This is a genomic window from Chryseobacterium capnotolerans (assembly GCF_021278965.1).
Taxonomy (GTDB): domain Bacteria; phylum Bacteroidota; class Bacteroidia; order Flavobacteriales; family Weeksellaceae; genus Chryseobacterium; species Chryseobacterium capnotolerans.
Genome location: NZ_CP065589.1, coordinates 2,310,666 through 2,326,189, shown reverse-complemented (window position 1 = coordinate 2,326,189; position 15,524 = coordinate 2,310,666). Strand labels below are relative to the sequence as shown.

Here is a 15,524-nt window from a genome sequence, read left to right as displayed (position 1 = left end):
CTGCAAATTTCAAGATTTTTTTTAGAAAATCAAGAACTAATGAGAAATTTTAAGAGGTATTTAATACTTTTTTTATTCTCCTCTGTGGCTGGAAAGATCCATAGAAACTCCTATCTGATTGACGTTCGAAGCGTTATGATATCTGATATGGGCATAATCTATACGGAATCTTGAAACTTTAATTCCAAATCCGCCGGAAAGTCCTGAAAAGTTTCTTTGATCTGCTACAGCAAGCTCATTTCCTCTTTTTACATTGTATCCCAATCTGATATTAAAGTTTTTTTCAGGGAATAATTCTGCTCCTAAAGAGAAGTGGTCTGCAATTTTTCTTCCTGCATTTACTTCCTGGCCGTCCTTATTATATTCAGATGAAATATTAAACTGCTGAAGATCGTGTGCTGTAATGGTAATCGCAAGAGGAAAGTTCTTTAATATTCTTGTATATCCTACGTCCACTCTGAATGGAAGGTTTTCACGGGTTCCATTGAATGATTTCAGCTGGAAACCGAAGTTTCTCAATACAAGGGAAAGAACTTCTTTATTTTTTTTATTATGATACGTAATTCCGGCAGTTCCTGAGATCGCGGAAGAAGTATAGTTGTCAATTTTTGAGGTAACGAAATTTAATCCTCCACCAATGGTCCAGTCTTCTTCAAATTGGTAGGCATATCCGGCGCCGATAGCTACATCGGAAGCCTTATATTCACCATCCTGAAATCCGCTTTCATCAGTTCTCGGAATACTTCCATAGCTCATGTACCTTGCATTGATAGTAGCCATGTGGCCATTTTCAAAGTCTTTGGCATACGCAATGGTTCCGTATTTGGAGTCGGCAAGATAAGCGGTAGCATTTACCGAAAGCTGCTTGTCTGAATCTTTATTTAACAGGGCCGGGTTTGCAATAGCAAAGGAAACATCATAATCTCTTATCGAAATTGCATCTCCACCCAAGGCTGCCTGTCTTGCAGATACAGGTACATTTAAGAACGGATACACATTTGTTCCTGTTTGCGCATAAGAAACAATTCCTGATAGAAATAATGAAAAAATGATAATTTTCTTCAACTCAATTTATAATTAATGCAAAAATAATCCTTTTTCGTACTTTTCAAAATATTTCTTACATTATTTCTAATTAAATATTTTTCTTTTACCAATATTTTTAATGATTATATTTGCAAAATCAAATTTTGGGGAAACCCACACTAGTAAAAAGTTTATTAAAAATAAAAGATGAAATATAAAAGAATCCTTCTAAAACTTAGCGGTGAGGCCTTAATGGGGAACAGACAATACGGTATTGACAACGAAAGACTGCAGGAATATGCTGCAGAGATCAAAAAAGTAGTTGAAAAAGGCTGTGAAGTGGCGATCGTCATTGGAGGAGGAAACATTTTCCGTGGTGTAGCTGGAGCTGCGAAAGGCATGGATAGAGTACAGGGAGACTACATGGGAATGTTAGCGACTGTGATCAACGGTATGGCGTTACAGGGAGCATTGGAGGATGCAGGGATCAAAACCAGACTTCAATCTGCTATTGAAATGGATAAGGTAGCGGAGCCTTTCATCAAAAGAAGAGCGGTAAGACACCTTGAAAAAGGAAGAGTAGTGATCTTCGGTGCAGGGACTGGAAACCCTTATTTTACAACAGATACAGCGGCAACATTGAGAGCGATTGAAATTGGAGCGGATGTTATTCTTAAAGGAACAAGAGTAGACGGGATCTATGACAGTGATCCTGAAAAGAATGCTGATGCAGTAAAATATAATTCACTATCTTTCGACGAAGTATTTGAGAAAAACCTTAAAGTAATGGACATGACTGCCTTTACTTTAAGCCATGAGAATAAATTACCTATCATTGTATTCGATATGAATAAAGATGGGAACTTAGTAAAAATCGTGGAAGGAGAAAATGTAGGTACTCTGGTTGATTTGTAATCAGGTGGTGGTATCAGATAACAGGTAAAAGAATTTTATAATTACCTATTATTGATTCCTCATCATTTGTTGTTTATCAATCATCATTTATCACTAATGTGCAATTTATCAAACTATACTATAATAATGGAAGAATTAGATCTAATATTAGAATCTGTAAAACAGGACATGGACGCAGCGGTAAAACACCTTGATCATGCATTTCAAAGAATCAGAGCAGGACGTGCTTCTACATCAATGGTTCAGGATGTAATGGTTGAATATTATGGAGCAATGACTCCCATCAACCAGGTTGCCAATGTTTCTATTCCAGATGCAATGACTATCTCTATTCAACCTTGGGACAGAACAGCAATCAATGCTATTGAAAAAGCAATTATCAATTCTAATTTAGGTTTTGCACCTTCTAACAATGGGGAGAATATTATCCTTAATGTACCACCTTTAACGGAGGAAAGAAGAAGAGAGTTGGCAAAACAAGCTAAAAGCGAAACTGAGCAGACAAAAATCGTTGTAAGAAACGCAAGACAAGATGGTTTGAAAGAGCTTAAAAGACTTGAGGGAGTTTCTGAAGACGTTGTAAAAGGTGTGGAAGAAGAAATTCAGACTTACACAGATAAGTACACCAAGCTTTGTGATGAGCATCTTAAGACTAAAGAAGCTGAAATTATGAAAGTATAATTTTCAGTTTTTGAAAATACAAAAAGAGGATTCCAGTGTTGGAGTCCTCTTTTTGCATACTATTATTTATAAATTAATTAGAATTATCTGTTTGTTATAATATATTGCTAAGTATTATCGTTATATTTATCGGATTATTCCTGAAAGTACTATAGAACAGGATAACAGCATAAAGATGATGACCAGAATTATTGGAGTGGGAAACTATATCCCATCTGAAACAATTACCAATTTATTTTTTGACAAGCATATTTTTCTTAATGAGGAAGGTGTTTTATTAAAAGACAATAATGCCTCTATTACAGAGAAACTAAAAAAAATTACAGGCATTGAAGAAAGAAGATATGCCAAAAGTACACAAGTCACTTCCGATTTGGGACTTAAAGCGGCTCAGGCTGCCATAGAAAATGCAGGAATAGATCCTGAAACATTAGACTATATTATATTCGCCCATAATTTTGGAGATGTTCGGTTTGGCACTGTTCAGTCTGATATGGTTCCAAGTCTTGCAGCGAGGGTAAAGCATTTGCTGGGAATACGAAATAATTTTTGCGTCGCTTATGATGTATTATTTGGATGTCCGGGATGGATTGAAGGAATAATACAGGCCAATGCTTTTATCAAGGCGGGGATTGCCAAGCGTTGCCTGGTGATTGGAGCTGAAACCCTTTCCCGTGTTGTAGATATCCATGACAGAGACAGTATGATCTATGCAGACGGTGCTGGTGCTGCTGTTCTGGAAACAAATACAGATGATGAATCGGGAATTAAATCTCATTTATCTGCTTCTTATACCTTTACGGAAAAAGATTATTTATACTTTGGAAAATCATATAACAATGAGCGATGCCCGGACACCAAATATATTAAAATGGATGGAAGGAAGATTTATGAATTTGCTCTTGTACATGTTCCGGAAGCTATGAAAAAATGTTTGGATGACAGTGGGTATTCAATCCATGAACTCAATAAAATTATTATTCATCAGGCTAATGAAAAAATGGATGAAGCTATAGTTAACAGGTTTTATCAGCTCTATAATACTCCAGCGCCGGAACATATAATGCCTATGGTGATTCATAAGCTGGGTAACAGCAGTGTAGCTACAATTCCTTCTTTGTTGGCCATGATTTTAAAGGGTGAATTGGAAGATCATGAGATCAAAAAAAATGATGTTGTTTTGTTTGCTTCTGTAGGAGCGGGGATGAATATTAATGCTTTTGTTTATCAATTTTAACGATATGATTTTACATAAGGAAATTGAAATATACCTAAATGATGATATGTATGTTGAAACTAAAGGATTAAAACTTTATATAGATAAAGAAATCAGAGTGAACTCTGGTGAACATCAATCGGAAAACTACATAGAGGTTATTAAATACCTTATAGATTACATAGTAAGTAGTAAGCCAATTATTTCCGAAAACCAAAATATTGGCTATTATTCATGGCTTTTGCAATTTCGAATAGAAGATCAAAATTACTATGACCTCTACGAAGTAAACGCCGATGGCAGTAAATTTAATAAAGGATGTGATACAGCAATTTCTGTAGTCAGAAGTCAATCTGAAACATGCGCACAGCAGAATCTTGTTCCCCATTTTCCAAACTTCAATCAGTCTGTTGTTATATCAGATGGAGTGTATGAAGAGAAGAATATTGAAGGAATCAGATATGACGCTCCCCAGAACGAAAGTGGTTGGTATCTTATCACAGATGATTATAATGACGATATTAAGTCATTAAAAGTTGTGCATTTTTATCATGTTGCTTTTGCAAGGCCTGATATTCTGAAATATTTAGCGATACCTTTCGGACATAGATTTTTAATGAAAGATGGAAATATTAGTATTTCCAAAGACTAATATTGGCGTTGAGAATTGCATATATCAATTCAGATCAAATGAATTTTAAAAAGGTGTATCACAACTAAACAATGTGGTTTGAGAATCGTTTAAACGAAATCCCTCGATATAGGAAAATTTCATAAAAAAGAGGCCGTTTTCACGAGTTGTGAGACGGCCTCTTTTATAATATTGAGTTATTATTTACAGTTTTCGTTGTAATCTATAATGACTTCTTCCACAATTTCCTGAACATTAGACATGACATCATCAATCTGGCTTTTAATTAATCTGCCAAGGCCGGATCTTTTCTTTTCATCATTCTTCAGGGAAGCATAAGTACCACTGGTCATTTTATCTTTTGCATAACTACAGTCTGCGATAATTATTTTTGCTTTAGCAAAGGTAAGTTCTTCAATTTTGCCTCCTTTTTTACTGTAGATATAAGATGGATGTTCTCTCATTCTCTTGGTTTCTGCATCAGCAGCAGCAATCTGGCTGGTTCCGGCTGAAAAAGTGGTTGGGTAACCGTATAATTTATATACTTTGATTTTTCCATCTGTTACAATTTCAGCAAACTGTGTGCTTTTAGTAAGGTTATTGAATGCTTTGAGGTTACCGCTTAAGCCTCCTGTTGCAGTATTGAAACCTTCTTTCGTATTGGTGTATTTGATATTTTCGAAGTGCCTTTCAACATTGTTGTTATCAATAGCCATATATTCTTTAATATCATCAGTGTCTAGTGTTTTGAACTTCTGTTTCTTTTTAGATTTATCAATATCAGATACGGCAACAAATTTTACTTTCTTCTGATTGTCCCAAGGAGACATGGCATCTCCGTTCAGTCTTACGATTCCTTCGACTTTTTTGCCGCTTTTGTCAATAATATAACCATATCTTTCATCACCTCTTAATTCGTAATCCGTATTGTTATCTTCCTGCGCATAAGCATTAAAAGAAACCAGTGCAAACAGGCTTAAAGCCAGTACTTTTTTCATGGAGTTAAAGTTTTATTTTTTGCAAATATAATCTTTTTGGTATAGTCTGGAAGCGGGAAGCAGGAAGAGTGAAGTTATTTTTGTTTTATAGAGTAATTAGAGCCTATTTAGAGATCAAAAGTGAGGTGTGGAATCTTTTTAATGAAGCAGAAAATTCAATTAGGATAACTACTCATTATTGTTTTAGAAATCTGTTTTGATAATAAACCTGTAAGTAACTTCCAGCTTCCCATTTCCAGCTTTCAAGAAATCAAAAAGGCCCGGATTTTCCGGGCCTTTTTGATTTCTTGAAATTATTGATATCTCTGATGTTCTTTACTTTTCGAGAATCTTTTCGTAATGGGTTTGAACAGTGCTTTGTACTTTTCTGCATCAAACAATTGTGAATCAGTTAGTGCTTTATAGGTCATCCATACTCCAAAAGGAAGAAGGATGAGATTAGGAAGCCACGCTGCTAAATAAGGGTTCATTTTACCACTCCAGGAGACGTTTTCCACTCCAACATTGATCACATAGAAAATGATAAAAATAACAATCGCTATAATGACCGGAAGTCCCATTCCTCCTTTTCTGATGATAGAGCCCAAACTTGCTCCAATCAAGAAGAAAATAAGACAGGTTACCGAATAAGAGATGTATCTCTGCTGGTAAATAACAACTTTACTGAAGTATTTTACATTGGTACTGAACTCATTTTTTTTAGCATCCAGAGTAGATTTAAGATTATCAAGCCTGTTATAGGAGTTATAAATCATCTCAAGCTTCTTGTCACTTTTTACTGTATCCATTTTTATCTGTGCTTTGGGAGCAACTTTAGGCTTATTAGCTTGGTCCATGTAAGCAACGAGACTATTGGTTTGATTTAAGACATCAGTTCCTATGCTTTTAAAGAACACTGCATTTTCCTTTTTACTGGTAGCAATGGTGGTGTTGAGCTCATTATAAGTTTGGAAGCGGTAGTCATCCGTGATCTGTTCTTTTTCGATGGCTTTGTTGATGAGCTCACTGATGTCAAAGTGATTCACTAATGTATCGAACTTAATCGCCTGATCAGGTTGTTTTTTTCTTACATCTTCTCCTTTTCCTGCAAAACTGTCTTCAAATACATATCCATTATAAAGAATAAGTTTTAGAAAGTTCTTGTTGGCTGCCGGCACAAATTTTCCTTTTTCAGCTACAACAGATTGTTGGTTTTCATAAGTATTGGCCTTTTTATGAACAAATACCCCTTCAATATTTTCTCCGTTCTCCCCATAGATTTTATCAAATTTCACCAGATATCCGGGAATCTGATCAATGAACTGTCCGGGAGTAAAGTTGATTGCTGGTTTTGTTTGGGCAATATTAAAAAGCATATTCTTTGCCTTTCTCTGAAAATCAGGAATAATATTGTTAGAAAAGAAAAACAGCATAATGGCAAGAATCGTTGTAATTCCCAGTAGAGGAGTCATTACCCTGGTGAGAGGAATTCCAGCAGCTTTCATAGCCGCAAGCTCATACCGTTCCCCAAATTCTCCGAATGACATAATACTTGCCAAAAGGATGGTAAGCGGTAGAACCATACTGATAACGTTCACCCCAAGGTAAAAAAGAAGTTTCAGGATCTGCCAATAGCTTAATCCTTTTCCCATAAACTGTCCTAATTGAACCCAGATAATGTTTACAATGAAAATGAAAAACAATACGCTGAATATAAAGAAAAACGGTCCAAAGAAGGTTTTTATGATATATCTGTCTAGTATTTTTAACATGCGCCAAAATTAATCAAAAAGCCGCAAACTTGCGGCTTTTATATTTTGTTATTTTTTTTCTGAAGTGAAATTCTTAAAAGGTGATTTACCTTTTTGATTATCAACTTTTAAAGTTCAGTAATGACATAGTTTTTGAACTTATTCTTGTCAAAAACGAACATATTAGGGTCCAGATCCTGATTCTCTTTGTATTCTTTAATCGCAATCACAGCAACATCTTTATTGTTTCCATGCTGTTCCAGTTTTACCATTTGCTTTTTCGCAGAATCTACAAAAAGATATACAAATTGAATTCCGTTTGCCTTTACCGGAGTAAGTTTTATGAAATCTGTGTTTACACCATTTACTGTTTTCTTACCATTATAAGTTACATTGTATTCGTTTCTGTAATTAGTAAGGTAATTAATAGGAGAGAACATAGCACTGCTTCCGTTAGGTTTTGCAATAGTTACTTCCATATCATCGGCGTTGATATTATAGATTTTATTTCCATCGAAGATTTGTTCAGTATCCATAATCTTCAGTTTATATTTGTCTCCAGCGGCATAATAAATCCCAGGTTCTGTTTTGTTCACCTGCCCATTTAATCCGCTTCCAAAAGAAAATTTGAAGTAAGAATTCTTTTTAGAATTGTAATTGGCTGTAATGTCATCCAATATTTTTTTAGCTTTTGCGTCTATTTTCTGAGCATTAGCCATACCTACTGCACCTACTACAAAACTTCCCAATATAACTTTTGAAATAATATTCTTCATTTTTCTTATTTAATAATCTTTAGATAATTTTAAAATTTCAAGGGTAAAACAATAGCGCTTTTTCCCTGTATTAATGCTGTTCTTCCAAAAACTGTTCCAAAAAAACACTTTCAGCACAGTTATCTTATCTCCGGTCTTTCAATGTACTTATCAAAGTTTTCCGGCAGGATATTAGTAATGGTTAGTTTATTAGAAGTAATAGTGGGTTCAATTTTTATAACTTTAGTATGTTCATTAATTTCAACCGTATGCTTACTTCTCATATTCACCATGTCTATGTGGAGTGCTGTAAACTCATGGTTTCCATTTTGTAAATTAACAATAACATATTCTCTTGGTCTGATTTGTCCCAGAGATTTACCATCCAGCCCAATATTTAATCTTGCTGTATTGTCCACTTTATGAAGAACTCCGGCACCGTTATAAATAAGTACTTTACCATTTCCCAAAGTATTATTGTCAATGACCTCTAGTTTTACAGAAGTATAATCACTGGGAACGGATCGTAAAGCACATGAAGATAGGGTAAGAGTGCATGCAAAAAGACCCAGTTTGATAGTTTGCTGTATTGAAATTTTCATGATTATTTTTGAATTGAATATAATTTATATTATTCGGGCATATTTAAACAAATATGCCCGAAATTGATTTTTTGAATTACTATTTTTAGGATGGATTAGCTTCTTAAATCTTCAAGAAACTGTTCCAAAGAATGAAGGTCACTAATCAAAACTTCTCTTGCTTTAGCTCCGTTGAATCCACCTACAATACCGCTTGCTTCTAGCTGGTCCATGATTCTTCCAGCTCTGTTGTATCCAAGTTTCAATTGTCTTTGAAGCATAGATGTAGATCCTTGTTGAGTAGAAACAATAATTCTTGCTGCATCTTCAAATAATGCATCTTTTTCATTAGGATCAAAAGAACCGGCAGCAGAACTATTCGCGTCTTCTGAAACATATTCCGGTAAAAGGAAAGCTGATGAATATCCTTTTTGTTCTCCAATGAATTCTGCAAGTCTTTCCACTTCTGGAGTATCTACAAATGCACACTGAAGTCTTAATATTTCATTTCCATTGAAATAAAGCATATCTCCTTTACCAATCAGCTGATCTGCCCCAGGAGAGTCAAGAATTGTTCTTGAATCTACACTTGAAATTACTCTAAAGGCAGCTCTTGCAGGGAAGTTGGCTTTAATCATCCCTGTAATTACATTTACAGAGGGTCTCTGTGTAGCTACGATAAGGTGAATTCCCACGGCTCTTGCCAGCTGTGCCAAACGGGCGATCGGTAATTCAACCTCTTTTCCAGCTGTCATGATTAAGTCTGCAAACTCATCTACCACCAACACAATATAAGGAAGGAAACGGTGGCCATTTTCAGGATTTAATTTTCTTTCTGCAAACTTTTTGTTGTATTCTTTCAGGTTTTTACAGAATGCATTTTTAAGAAGATCATATCTTGTATCCATCTCAATACACAGAGAGTTCAGGGTATTGATTACTTTATTGGTATCAGTGATGATGGCTTCTTCAGCATCCGGTAACTTGGCTAAATAATGTCTTTCAATTTTTGAATATAAAGAAAGTTCCACTTTTTTAGGGTCTACCATGACGAATTTTAGTTCACTTGGATGCTTCTTGTAGAGTAGGGAAGTAAGGATTGCATTGATCCCTACAGATTTACCTTGTCCTGTTGCTCCCGCCATCAATAAGTGAGGCATTTTGGAAAGGTCCGCCATAAAGATCTCGTTGGAAATGGTTTTTCCGAAAACCACCGGAAGATCCATATCCGTATTTTGGAATTTATGAGAGGCAATCACTGAACGCATAGAAACCATTGTAGGATTTTTTCTAGGGACTTCAATACCGATTGTTCCCTTTCCTGGCATCGGAGCAATAATTCTGATTCCTAAAGCGGAAAGGTTCAATGCAATATCATCCTGCAGTTTTTTAATCGCTGCAACACGGATTCCTGCTTCCGGTACAATCTCATATAAAGTAACTGTAGGACCGATGGTTGCTTTGATCTCTGCAATTCCTACATTGAAATTTTTCAGAAGTCCAACGATCTTATTTTTATTTTCTTCTAATTCTTCTTTGTTGATGGAAATTTCTTCGCTTCCATAATCTTTTAATAGCTCAACAGGCGGCATCTGGAAGTTAGCCAGATCCAATTTGTGATCATATAAACCATGCTTTTCTATAAGCTCCTGAGATTTTTTATCAGAATCATCCAAAACATCAATTACTGGAGCTACTTCTACATTAAATTTAATGTTCTCCTGTGCAGGCGTTGGAGTTACAGGAACTACAGGAGCAGGGGCAGTCACAGGAACAGAAGGTCTGATATCAAATGCTTCCTCCGGACTTGAAACAGGAACTGCTGGTTTTGAAGAAAGGTTTAAGCTTACAGGTTGAGAAATCTCCTGTGGTTCATTGTCAAATGAGGTATGATTAGGAGTTGTAATGGTTTCAATAGCACTTGTTGCCGGAACTTCGGGAAACCCTTTTGGAATATTTACCGGTTCCGGTTCTTTAAATTTGTTGATGGTGCCGTTGGAAGTAGGAGGCGTAGCATCACTTACTGTAACATGAGGGGTAACTTCTTCTTTAATTTCTGTTTCCTCAATTTCTTCTTTTAAATCTTCATCAGCCTCAAAGTCTTCATCAGAATCAGGCATCATAGATTTTACTTTTCCAATGGTATTTTCATTGATCTTAGTCAGCTTTGCTTTGATAGAGCTTGGACGAAGATTGAATTCAAGAATGAAATATAACAGGATACTGGCAGCCAATACGGTCCATAATCCTACAGATCCGATAATGGCATGTAAGTAATCCATGATCTGATATCCGTAAACACCACCCAGAACTCCTTGTCCTTTTGTAAGTGCTCCCATAAAAATTGGAAGCCAGCAAATGAAAAACAGAGAATGGCCAATTGTTTTCCATGGTTTGAATATCTTCTTTTTAAGGATCAGGGTTCCAACAACCAGAAATAAAAATGCTATAATAAATGAGGCGATACCAATGCTTTCAAATATGAAAATGTTGCCAAACCAATCTCCGGCTTTGCCAAAAATGTTTGAAGATTTTATACTTTTGTCCAGCATGGTTCCTGCCTGGCTTTGGTCTGCCTTCCAGTTCATTAAATAAGAAATGAACGATAGAGCGAGAACAGCAGAGAACAGTATAAAAGTAAGCCCGAAAAATATACGTGGCTTAGATAAAATTCTGCCTTTTTCAGGCGATTCAGTCGGTTTTTTTTGTGTCTTTTTATCCATAAATATCAATGAGGCAAATTTAATGTTTTTTCAATATGAAAAAGAATCTTTTTTCTTCAAAAAACATTTTGTAATACCACTTTTTACTGCGATTGTTTTAAGTTGATTTGAAAATATTTTGTGCTAGAAATATTGGTTGAAATAAAAGTAAGGTTATTTTTATAGTTAATCCAAATACAGTGCTGTTAAATTATATTAATTGATCAGTATTTCTTTATAATATTTCTAGAATAACATCAGATTTGAATTTATAATTTACAAAAAAATATTAATTATTTCAGTCAGGTTTTTATTTTAAATTGAAAAAAAGTTATCATATCTAAAGAAATAGTAACAGTTTCAATTTATTTTTTATCAATTTACATTTTCCTTACTTCTTAGCAAATTGGAAACTTGTTACCCGATTTGCTGATTTGAAAAAACAGATACAAACATTAAAACTAGATCAATGGTAAAAGTAATGCTCTTTGCGTCTTGTTTGATAATTGTATGTTATGGACAATATTCGGATGATATCAAGAGTGGCAAATCCTTATATCAATATCAAAAGTCCATATTCAGGAGTAATTTGCTATGATACAGTAAGCAAAACAATGGCTGTATTTGATGGATTAAAATGGAGCTATTGGAAATAGATAATGTTTAAATGAATAGGAATGCTGAAAAATAGACTTTCAGTATTTTTTTTTATGCCACAATATTGATAAAAACAATTATCTTTTTTGACGTTCTGATACCAACGTGAGCAATTTATTGTTTTTTTACTATTTTTTTAATGGTAAAAATTATTAATTTTTATTCTTAAATTGATTTAAATTTGAATCAGTATTAGCTATGATAAGTAAATTATTTGCAAAATAATGAAAAATTATATTTAATATTTTCTTGTCATTTTTTAGTGAATTAGTATTGTTTTCTGGTGTAATATGGTAATTATTTAATATTTTTAATAAATAACCATTGTTTTATTAAAAAACAAGATATATCTTTGCTGTCAATATTAATAATTACTGAACTCTTAAATTCAGTAGTAAGATTAATGGCTATTGATCATATTTTAATTTTTAACATATGAAGTGAAATATTTATCATTAGTAAAAAACACAATTTAACACAAATGAGAAAAGATAAACAAATATGGATAACAAATGCCTTGTTATTGCCAGCACTACGTGCCTGTATATACTGATTAAATTCAATATAATTTACCAAGATTAAAAACTAAAACAAAAGGATTAGGTCTTAACAGACTTTATATTTACCTGTATTTTTTGTGATTAATTGTACTGCTTAATGGAGTACACAGGTATTTTATTGACTTTATGTTCCAATCCCTACTTATTCATAAAATAATTATCAAAATAAACACAACAATTGAAAAAAAAACCAACAAATGAAAAAGCTATTTTTTTTAGCCCCAATGCTATTAAATATTGTTGCTTGGGGACAGGTAGCTCCAGGTGGTGTTAGCCAAAACCTTGAATTTTGGTACAAAGCAGATCAGGGGTTCTCCGGTTCTCGATGGGATGATTCTTCATTGAAAGGAATACCTTTAGTCCAGTCGCAATCTCATCCGACTCCGGTACTCTCTAACACTGCAGCTCCTCAACGTAACTTTAATCCTTCAGTGGGATTTTCCCAGGTTTCTAATTACAGCATATTATTCAGAAATCAAAATGTTTTGCCTACTCCTTATGTAGCCGGGCAAACCCAGGGCTCTTTTTATGCCGTAGCCAGGCCTAAAGTAATAGATGGTAATTGGCAGACTGTGTGGGATATGAAAGATAATGGAAGTAATTTAACTCTTGACAGAAAATGGACTTTCTGGAATAACGGATATTTTAATAATGCAGGAAATACAAATGATCCTGCGTTGCAACCCAATGTCAACACCATACAGATAGCAACGATACACTTTGCTTTCCAGCAAAGGTCTTCTTTTGAAGTAAATGGGTATTGGACAAATGGTAATGCAAGTGCCAATGGCCTTGGGAATGGTTTTTATACAGTGGGAAATCAAAATCCGAATGGGAATGTTGAGCCATGGAGAGGAGATATTTCAGAGAATTTTGGGTACTCAAAAAAACTCATTGGCACTGATCTGGAAAAAGTGAATACTTATCTTGCTATTAAATATGGAATTACGCTTAAAGACACTAATGGACTGTATGATTACAGAAGAAGTGATGGAATGGCCATATGGAATGGTGCTACAGTCAATTCTGCTTATCACAATAATGTGGCAGGGATAGGAAGAGATAATGCTTCTGCATTGCACCAAAAACAAGCTAATTCTGTAAACGATGGTCAGCAGGTAGTTATTTCAGTAAATGATTTTGTAACAAATGACAATGCTGCTAATGGGGGAAGTATTCCTAATTTACAGTTTCTAACCTGGGGTGATAATGGACAAAGCAGATCTTACGGAACAAGAATTACGGCTCCTTCAGGTATTATTGCAAGTAAAAGAATGAATGCGATTTGGAAAGTACAGCGTACTTCTGAATTTAACCAACATGTAACGGTAGCACTTCCGAATGCAGTACCTGCTAATACTATATATATGGTAAGGTCTGTAGATGAAGTTTTTGATTCTTCAGATACCTGGATCCCAATGAGTGTAACAACAGTAGGTGGGATAAGCTATGTGCGTACACCCAATAATATAGATTTTTCTGTTAAAGGTGAGTATTTCACGTTTGCAATGGCAGAAGCTTCTCCTGGTGGTGTTAGTGAAAATTTAGAGTTTTGGTACAAAGCAGATCAGGGATTCTCCGGTTCTCGATGGGATGATTCTTCATTGAAAGGAGTGCCTTTGGTCCAGTCGCAATCTCATCCGACTCCGGTACTCTCTAACACTGCAGCTCCTCAACGTAACTTTAATCCTTCAGTGGGATTTTCTCAGGTTTCTAATTACAGTATATTATTCAGAAATCAAAATGTTTTGCCTACCCCTTATGTAGCCGGACAAACCCAGGGTTCTTTTTATGCCGTAGCCAGGCCTAAAGTAATAGATGGTAATTGGCAGACTGTGTGGGATATGAAAGATAATGGCAGTAATTTAACTCTTGACAGAAAATGGACTTTCTGGAATAACGGATATTTTAATAATGCAGGAAATACAAACGACCCTGCTTTGCAACCCAATGTCAACACCATACAGATAGCAACGATACATTTTGCTTTCCAGCAAAGGTCTTCTTTTGAAGTAAATGGGTATTGGGCAAACGGTAATGCAAATGCCAGTGGCCTTGGGAATGGTTTTTATACAGTGGGAAATCAAAATCCGAATGGGAATGTTGAGCCATGGAGAGGAGATATTTCAGAGAATTTTGGGTACTCAAAAAAACTCATTGGCACTGATCTGGAAAAAGTGAATACTTATCTTGCTATTAAATACGGAATTACGCTTAAAGACACTAATGGGCTGTATGATTACAGAAGAAGTGATGGAATGGCCATATGGAATGGTGCTACAGTCAATTCTGCTTATCACAATAATGTGGCAGGGATAGGAAGAGATATTGCCTCTGCATTGAACCAGAAACAAGCTAATTCTGTAAACAGTGGTCAACAGGTTGTTATTTCCGCGGGAGACTTTATAACGAATGATAATATTGCAAACAGTACAAATATTGACAATTTGCAATTTTTAACCTGGGGAGATAATGGACAAAGCAGATCTTACGAAACAAGAATTACAGCTCCGTCAGGGATTATTGCAAGTAAAAGAATGAATGCGATTTGGAAAGTACAGCGTACTTCTGAATTTAATCAAAATGTAACGGTAGCACTTCCGAATGCAGTACCTGCTAATACTATATATATGGTAAGGTCTGTAGATGAAGTTTTTGATTCTTCAGATACCTGGATCCCAATGAGTGTAACAACAGTAGGTGGGATAAGCTATGTGCGTACACCCAATAATATAGATTTTTCTGTTAAAGGTGAGTATTTCACATTTGCAATGGGTGATAATAATAGTCATTGTACCAAAGATCCAGCAACAGGAACGCCTACAGGATTTACTAAAATAGGAATCACTGGACAATCGAGTATTCAAAACGGATGGCCTGGAAATATTCCTAACGGATTTATTGCTCTTGAATCTAAAAACAAAGGAATGGTAATTACGAGAACTACTTCAGCAAATATAGCAGTACCGGTGGAAGGAATGCTGATCTATGATACTGCAGACAAGTGCTTTAAATTGTACAATGGTACTGTATGGAAATGTATTACCAGATCTTGTAATGACTAGGATTTTC

13 protein-coding genes are annotated in these 15,524 nt (G+C 35.0%); 7 read left to right on the top strand and 6 right to left on the bottom strand.

The window, feature by feature from the left end:
- Positions 1-72: 72 nt before the first annotated feature.
- A complete protein-coding gene (porQ, locus tag H5J24_RS11080) occupies positions 73-1,065 on the bottom strand; it encodes a type IX secretion system protein PorQ (RefSeq protein WP_068943144.1) in 993 nt (330 codons plus the stop codon).
- Positions 1,066-1,233: 168 nt separating this feature from the next.
- On the opposite strand from porQ, the gene pyrH reads away from it, so the two are divergent.
- The 4 genes from pyrH to H5J24_RS11060 all read left to right on the top strand — a co-directional run bounded on the left by pyrH (position 1,234) and on the right by H5J24_RS11060 (position 4,490).
- Entirely contained in the window at positions 1,234-1,941 is a 708-nt protein-coding gene (gene pyrH, locus H5J24_RS11075; protein ID WP_068943145.1) for a UMP kinase, read from the top strand.
- Positions 1,942-2,067: 126 nt separating this feature from the next.
- Entirely contained in the window at positions 2,068-2,622 is a 555-nt protein-coding gene (frr, locus tag H5J24_RS11070; RefSeq protein ID WP_068943146.1) for a ribosome recycling factor, read from the top strand.
- 175 nt (positions 2,623-2,797) lie between these two features.
- Entirely contained in the window at positions 2,798-3,859 is a 1,062-nt protein-coding gene (locus tag H5J24_RS11065) for a 3-oxoacyl-ACP synthase III family protein (protein WP_068943147.1), read from the top strand.
- 4 nt (positions 3,860-3,863) lie between these two features.
- Positions 3,864-4,490 (top strand): immunity protein Imm33 domain-containing protein, encoded by a 627-nt coding sequence (locus tag H5J24_RS11060; protein WP_141395681.1) that lies wholly within the window; start codon positions 3,864-3,866, stop codon positions 4,488-4,490.
- Positions 4,491-4,669: 179 nt separating this feature from the next.
- Here H5J24_RS11060 and H5J24_RS11055 read toward each other — a convergent pair whose 3' ends face one another.
- From H5J24_RS11055 to H5J24_RS11035, 5 genes are all read right to left on the bottom strand, one after another.
- A complete protein-coding gene (locus H5J24_RS11055) occupies positions 4,670-5,467 on the bottom strand; it encodes a hypothetical protein (RefSeq protein WP_068943148.1) in 798 nt (265 codons plus the stop codon).
- 293 nt (positions 5,468-5,760) lie between these two features.
- Complete coding sequence (locus H5J24_RS11050) at positions 5,761-7,218, bottom strand: LptF/LptG family permease (RefSeq protein WP_068943149.1); 1,458 nt, start codon at positions 7,216-7,218, stop codon at positions 5,761-5,763.
- 107 nt (positions 7,219-7,325) lie between these two features.
- Positions 7,326-7,973 carry an outer membrane lipoprotein periplasmic chaperone LolA1 gene (gene lolA1 / locus H5J24_RS11045; protein ID WP_068943150.1) on the bottom strand — a complete coding sequence of 216 codons (648 nt, stop codon included), beginning with the start codon at positions 7,971-7,973 and terminating at the stop codon, positions 7,326-7,328.
- Positions 7,974-8,092: 119 nt separating this feature from the next.
- On the bottom strand, positions 8,093-8,554 hold the full coding sequence (locus H5J24_RS11040; RefSeq protein WP_068943151.1) for a hypothetical protein: 462 nt from the start codon (positions 8,552-8,554) through the stop codon (positions 8,093-8,095).
- 95 nt (positions 8,555-8,649) lie between these two features.
- A complete protein-coding gene (locus H5J24_RS11035) occupies positions 8,650-11,187 on the bottom strand; it encodes an FtsK/SpoIIIE family DNA translocase (protein ID WP_429832688.1) in 2,538 nt (845 codons plus the stop codon).
- On the opposite strand from H5J24_RS11035, the gene H5J24_RS11030 reads away from it, so the two are divergent.
- The 3 genes from H5J24_RS11030 to H5J24_RS11020 all read left to right on the top strand — a co-directional run bounded on the left by H5J24_RS11030 (position 11,132) and on the right by H5J24_RS11020 (position 15,517).
- Positions 11,132-11,362: a hypothetical protein gene (locus H5J24_RS11030; RefSeq protein WP_228407700.1), complete on the top strand. Its 231-nt coding sequence runs from the start codon at positions 11,132-11,134 to the stop codon at positions 11,360-11,362. The two genes, H5J24_RS11035 and H5J24_RS11030, sit on opposite strands and share 56 nt — an antisense overlap.
- A 388-nt stretch (positions 11,363-11,750) precedes the next feature.
- Positions 11,751-11,891, top strand: coding sequence for a hypothetical protein (locus tag H5J24_RS11025; protein ID WP_167386995.1), 141 nt, complete (start codon positions 11,751-11,753; stop codon positions 11,889-11,891).
- Positions 11,892-12,649: 758 nt separating this feature from the next.
- On the top strand, positions 12,650-15,517 hold the full coding sequence (locus H5J24_RS11020; RefSeq protein WP_141395682.1) for a DUF8202 domain-containing protein: 2,868 nt from the start codon (positions 12,650-12,652) through the stop codon (positions 15,515-15,517).
- The last annotated feature ends 7 nt before the right edge of the window (positions 15,518-15,524 follow it).

Bases quoted from the DNA above. Each gene is read 5' to 3' on its own strand.
- pyrH (WP_068943145.1), top strand. From the start codon at position 1,234: ATGAAATATAAAAGAATCCTTCTAAAACTTAGCGGTGAGGCCTTAATG.
- frr (WP_068943146.1), top strand. From the start codon at position 2,068: ATGGAAGAATTAGATCTAATATTAGAATCTGTAAAACAGGACATGGAC.
- H5J24_RS11065 (WP_068943147.1), top strand. From the start codon at position 2,798: ATGATGACCAGAATTATTGGAGTGGGAAACTATATCCCATCTGAAACA.
- H5J24_RS11060 (WP_141395681.1), top strand. From the start codon at position 3,864: ATGATTTTACATAAGGAAATTGAAATATACCTAAATGATGATATGTAT.
- H5J24_RS11055 (WP_068943148.1), bottom strand. From the start codon at position 5,467: ATGAAAAAAGTACTGGCTTTAAGCCTGTTTGCACTGGTTTCTTTTAAT.
- H5J24_RS11050 (WP_068943149.1), bottom strand. From the start codon at position 7,218: ATGTTAAAAATACTAGACAGATATATCATAAAAACCTTCTTTGGACCG.
- lolA1 (WP_068943150.1), bottom strand. From the start codon at position 7,973: ATGAAGAATATTATTTCAAAAGTTATATTGGGAAGTTTTGTAGTAGGT.
- H5J24_RS11040 (WP_068943151.1), bottom strand. From the start codon at position 8,554: ATGAAAATTTCAATACAGCAAACTATCAAACTGGGTCTTTTTGCATGC.
- H5J24_RS11030 (WP_228407700.1), top strand. From the start codon at position 11,132: ATGAACGATAGAGCGAGAACAGCAGAGAACAGTATAAAAGTAAGCCCG.
- H5J24_RS11025 (WP_167386995.1), top strand. From the start codon at position 11,751: ATGGACAATATTCGGATGATATCAAGAGTGGCAAATCCTTATATCAAT.
- H5J24_RS11020 (WP_141395682.1), top strand. From the start codon at position 12,650: ATGAAAAAGCTATTTTTTTTAGCCCCAATGCTATTAAATATTGTTGCT.